Below are 4,335 nucleotides of genomic sequence, written 5' to 3'. Positions count from 1 at the left end.
CCCGGGCCAGGTCCCGGGCCGAGGCGAGGACCGCCGTCGCGGGGTCGGCGATGGGCGCGGGGGCCCCGAACACGGCCAGCGCCGCGTCGCCCTGGAACTTGTCGAGCAGGCCGCCGTGGGATTCGACCCGGTCCACGACCACCTCGAAGAACGCGTTGAGGGTCTCGACGACCTCCCGGGCGGGGCGCGTGGAGGCGAGCCGGGTGGAGCCGATGAGGTCGACGAACAGCACGCCGACGTACGTGGTGTCGCCGCCGAGATGGGGTTCCTGGATCTCGGCGGCCTTCGCGACCTGGCTACCCACATGGCGGACGAACAGCTCGCGCAGACGCTGACGCTCGCGGATCATCTCCGCCATCCGGTTGAACCCCCGCTGCAACTGCCCGAGTTCGGTCCCGTCGAACACCTCCACGCGCGCGTCGAGGTCCCCGCCGGCGAGGTCCTCCATGGCCCAGCGGACGGAGTACACCGGGGCGAGCAGGGCGGACACGAGCAACCAGGTCGCGGCGAACCCGGCCGCGAGGGCCCCGAGGCCGAGGATCCCGACGATGGTCACGAGCCGTGAGACGGGGAACTGGTTGTTCGCGGCGGCGTAGGCGCTGAGCAGCACGAGTCCGATGAGGGGGAGCCCGGAGCTCACCACCCAGAAGGCCTGCAACCGCCCACGCACGCCGATGACCGGGGAGTGCAGTGTCGGACCGGCCTCCAGCGCGAGCGCGGCGAGGGGGCGCAGCGCGATCTCGGCGACGATGTAGGCCGATCCACAGCTCAGGGACCCGATCACCACGATCGCGCCCGCGACGACCCAGAGGGACCGGACGTCCTCGACCGCGAACGCCACCGCGACGACAGTGCCGCCGGCCGCCCAGAGCGCCCCGGTCCGCAGGGTGATCCCGAGCGGCGCCGACAGGCACCGCGCCTGTTCGGCGGCGGTCGGTGGCCGGCTCTCCTCGGCCCACCTCATCCAGCCGGCCACCACCTTCAGGAGCCACCACGACCCGAGGGCGATCCCGACGAGGGCGGTCACCGGGGTCACCACCAGGGCCGCCGGGCTGAACCGCCCGGAGATGACCTGCTCGAGGGGCAGCAGCAGGCCGATCACGATCCAGACCCCCACCACCCCGAGCCCGTGCGTGACCACCAGCATCCGCGTGAGCACCCGCTGGACCCGTTTCTTCCGTCGCGGGGGTTCCTCCCGCTCGAGCCCGAGCATGCGGGTGCCCCACGGTGGGCGGGAGGCGTGCGCTGAGGGGGAGGTCACGGGGCGGGGTCCTGCCGGACGGGGGATGGGTGTCCATCGTCGCGCGAGTGGCGTCCGCACGCGCCGGGAATCGCACTCCGCATCGCCGGATGGATCAGATCTAATGCGCTAACTTAACTTCATGACCACGCCCCAGTTCAACCCCGGCCACGAGATGCGACACGAGACCTTCGGCGACATCCTCCTCGAACGCTCGACCGACGACCATCCCGGTCTCCTCTTCGAGGACTCGAGCTGGACGTGGCGGGAGTTCGTGGCGGAGAGCGCGGTCCGCGCCGCGATATTGGCCGACTGGTCCGTCACGCACGCCGATGCGTACGCGGGCCGTCCCGAGCGTTTCCGCCACCTGCACGTCGGCATCCTGCTGGAGAACGTCCCCGAGTATCTGTTCCTCCTGTCCGGGGCCTCCATGGCGGGTGTGACGATCATCGGCGTCAACCCCACCCGCCGGGGCGCCGAGCTGGCCTCGGACATCCGCGGGGTGGACTGCGACGTGATCGTCACCGACGCCCACGGTGCCGGGTTGCTCGACGGCCTCACCCTGGCCGACGAGACTGGAGGGGTCGTGGCCGTGCACGACGTGGACTCAGCCGGGTGGCAGGACCTGCTGGCCGCGCACGCCGGGACGGAGCCCAGACTCCACGACGCCGCCCGTGACCCCCACACCCTGCTCGCGCTGCTGTTCACCTCGGGCTCCACGGGTGCGCCCAAGGCGGTCATGTGCTCGACCGGTCGGCTCGCGATGCTCGGCACGATCAACTACCGCAACCTGGTGAGGGACGACGTCGCCTACAGCGCGATGCCGATGTTCCACGGCAACGCGATGTTCGCCGCGTTCGCCCCCGCCGCGTTCGTCGGGTGCACGTTCGCGATGCGTCGGAGGTTCTCCGCCTCGGGATTCCTGCCCGACGTGCTGCGCTACGGCGCCACCTACGTCAACTACGTGGGCCGTTCGCTGTCCTACATCCTCGCCCAGCCCGAGCGTCCGGAGGAGAAGCAGACCCGCCTGCGCACCGTCTTCGGGACCGAGGCCTCGAGCCACGACCGCGCCGAGTTCGCCCGCCGCTTCGGCGTCGAACCGGGCGAGTCGTACGGCTCCAGCGAGGGCGGGGTCGTGATCGGCCGCACCTCGGACACCCCGCCGGACGCGCTCGGCGTCGCGGGTGCCTACATGGACGTCGCGATCCTCGACGAGGACGGCCGCGAGTGCCCGCGTGCCGAGTTCGACGCCGACGGGGGCCTGGCCAACGCCGACGAGGCGATCGGGGAGATCTGCAACCTCACCGGCGCCGCCATGTTCGAGGGGTACTACCGCAACCCGGAGGCCACCGCCGAGCGCAACATCGGCGAGGTCTACCACTCCGGCGACCTCGGCTACCGGGACGCCGACGGGTTCTTCTACTTCGCCGGCCGCTCCGGGGACAAGATCCGCGTGGACAGCGAGAACTTCTCCGCCGGCCCGGTCGAGCGGATCCTCGACCGCTTCCCCGGCGTCCTGGTGGTGGCCGTCTACCCCGTGCCGGATCCCCGCACGGGCGACCAGGTCATGGCGGCCATCCAGCTCGAGCCGGGCGTGGCGTTCGACCCGGCCGCGTTCTCCGAGTTCTGCCGGACCCAACCCGACATGGGGACCAAGTGGGCACCGCGCTTCGTGCGGATCATGGAGACGATGCCGGTCACCGCGACCCGGAAGATCGCCAAGCCCGACCTGCGCCGGCAGTCGTGGACCGGGCCCGGTGAGGTCTACGTGCGCGGCGGCGCCGCGTTGGTGGGAGGGGACGACGACGACGAGTTCCGGCCGCTGACCAGCGCGCTACGCGACTCGGTGCTCGAGCAGTACAGTCTCCACGGTCGGCAGCCGACCGGGGTCTGAGCAGCGGCGGCGTCAGCTCAGGATGCGCAACTGGAACGGGTAGTTGATCATCCGGCCGCGGGTGGCCCGCACCGTACCGATCAGGTGGCCGACGATCTGGAGGACGAAGGAGACCGCCAACAGCACCAGGCCGATCGGGATGCCGATCACGGTGATGATGAAGATCCACCCGACGATGCTCATGATCCACAGGCCGACGTTGAAGTTGAACGACCCCGCGGCGGCCTGCCGGACGAACGGGCTGCGGTCCTTGTAGATCAACCACATCACGAGTGGCCCCACGAAGGAGAGCCACCCGGCGGACAGCGCCATGGCGATGAGGCTGGACGCGTGCGCGAGGGCGGCGGGGGTGCGGTCGTCGGGCCCGGCCACGGGCTGGTCTCCGAACCGGGGGTCGCCGTACTGCGGGGATCCGGGCTGCTGTGTCATGCCTCCAGTGTGCGCCTCGCGGGGCCGCGGTACATCAGGGATGTCCCCCGTGTCGTCCTGTTCCGTGGCCGGGGTCCACCTCCGTTCGGCCCGCCGGGAGTCCGGTCCCCCGCGATCCCACGTTTCACCCGCCTGTCACATGCTCCGCCTACCCTGGCGGCCATGGCTGACACCCCACAGGATCACCACGCGACCGACTCGGGGACCGATCCCCTCGCCCGGGCGGTGGCCCCGCTGCGGGACGACGTCCGGTTCCTCGGTTCCCTGCTCGGCGAGACGATCCGTGAGCACGCCGGTGACCGGGTGTTCGATCTCGTCGAGACGGCCCGCCGCACGGCGTTCGCGGTCCGGCGCTCGGAGGCCGACAGAGACGAGGTGTCGGCCCTGTTCAAGGACATCAGCGCCGCCGACGCCATTCCGGTCATCCGTGCGTTCTCCCTGTTCGCGCTGCTGGCCAACGTGGCGGAGGACCTGCACCAGGAGCGCCGCAGGCGGATGCACCGGGCTGCCGGGGAGGCGCCGCCCGACGGTGACCTGGAGGTCACGTGGACCCGGTTGGCGGACCTGCTCGAGGGGGACGGCGACGAGCGACTGGCGGCCGTGCGCGCGACCGCCCGCGTGTCCCCGGTCCTCACCGCGCACCCCACGGAGACCCGGCGCCGGATGGTGTTCGAGGCCACCCGCCGGGTGCACGTCCTCATGGGCCGTCGCGACGGCCTGCGCTCGGTGGAGCAGGACCCCGTGACGGAGGCGGAGCTCGCCGAGCTCGAGC

At 71.4% G+C, this 4,335-nt stretch carries 4 protein-coding genes; 2 read left to right on the top strand and 2 right to left on the bottom strand.

Going from position 1 to position 4,335, the window contains the following annotated elements; genetic code table 11:
- Window positions 1-1,261: adenylate/guanylate cyclase domain-containing protein (locus tag G6020_RS17545; RefSeq protein ID WP_182610553.1), on the bottom strand; the 1,261-nt coding region annotated here is incomplete at its 3' end.
- Between the two features lie 121 nt (window positions 1,262-1,382).
- Here G6020_RS17545 and G6020_RS10285 point away from each other — a divergent pair.
- Window positions 1,383-3,134: an AMP-binding protein gene (locus tag G6020_RS10285; protein WP_241732655.1), complete on the top strand. Its 1,752-nt coding sequence runs from the start codon at window positions 1,383-1,385 to the stop codon at window positions 3,132-3,134.
- 12 nt (window positions 3,135-3,146) lie between these two features.
- Here the strand turns inward: G6020_RS10285 and G6020_RS10280 are convergent, their stop codons facing one another.
- Window positions 3,147-3,563 carry a DUF4870 domain-containing protein gene (locus tag G6020_RS10280; RefSeq protein ID WP_179524076.1) on the bottom strand — a complete coding sequence of 139 codons (417 nt, stop codon included), beginning with the start codon at window positions 3,561-3,563 and terminating at the stop codon, window positions 3,147-3,149.
- 162 nt (window positions 3,564-3,725) lie between these two features.
- On the opposite strand from G6020_RS10280, the gene G6020_RS17065 reads away from it, so the two are divergent.
- Window positions 3,726-4,335: phosphoenolpyruvate carboxylase (locus G6020_RS17065; protein ID WP_241732654.1), on the top strand; the 610-nt coding region annotated here is incomplete at its 3' end.

Origin of the sequence: Dietzia sp. B19, assembly GCF_014145155.1 — a bacterium.
In the GTDB taxonomy this organism is placed as follows: domain Bacteria; phylum Actinomycetota; class Actinomycetes; order Mycobacteriales; family Mycobacteriaceae; genus Dietzia; species Dietzia natronolimnaea.
The sequence above is the reverse complement of the archived record's forward strand: the minus strand, read 5'-3'. Positions and strand labels throughout refer to the sequence as shown.

What these genes read in the sequence shown, in the direction of transcription:
- G6020_RS10280 (WP_179524076.1), bottom strand. Translation starts at nt 3,563, where the DNA reads ATGACACAGCAGCCCGGATCCCCGCAGTACGGCGACCCCCGGTTCGGA.
- G6020_RS10285 (WP_241732655.1), top strand. Translation starts at nt 1,383, where the DNA reads ATGACCACGCCCCAGTTCAACCCCGGCCACGAGATGCGACACGAGACC.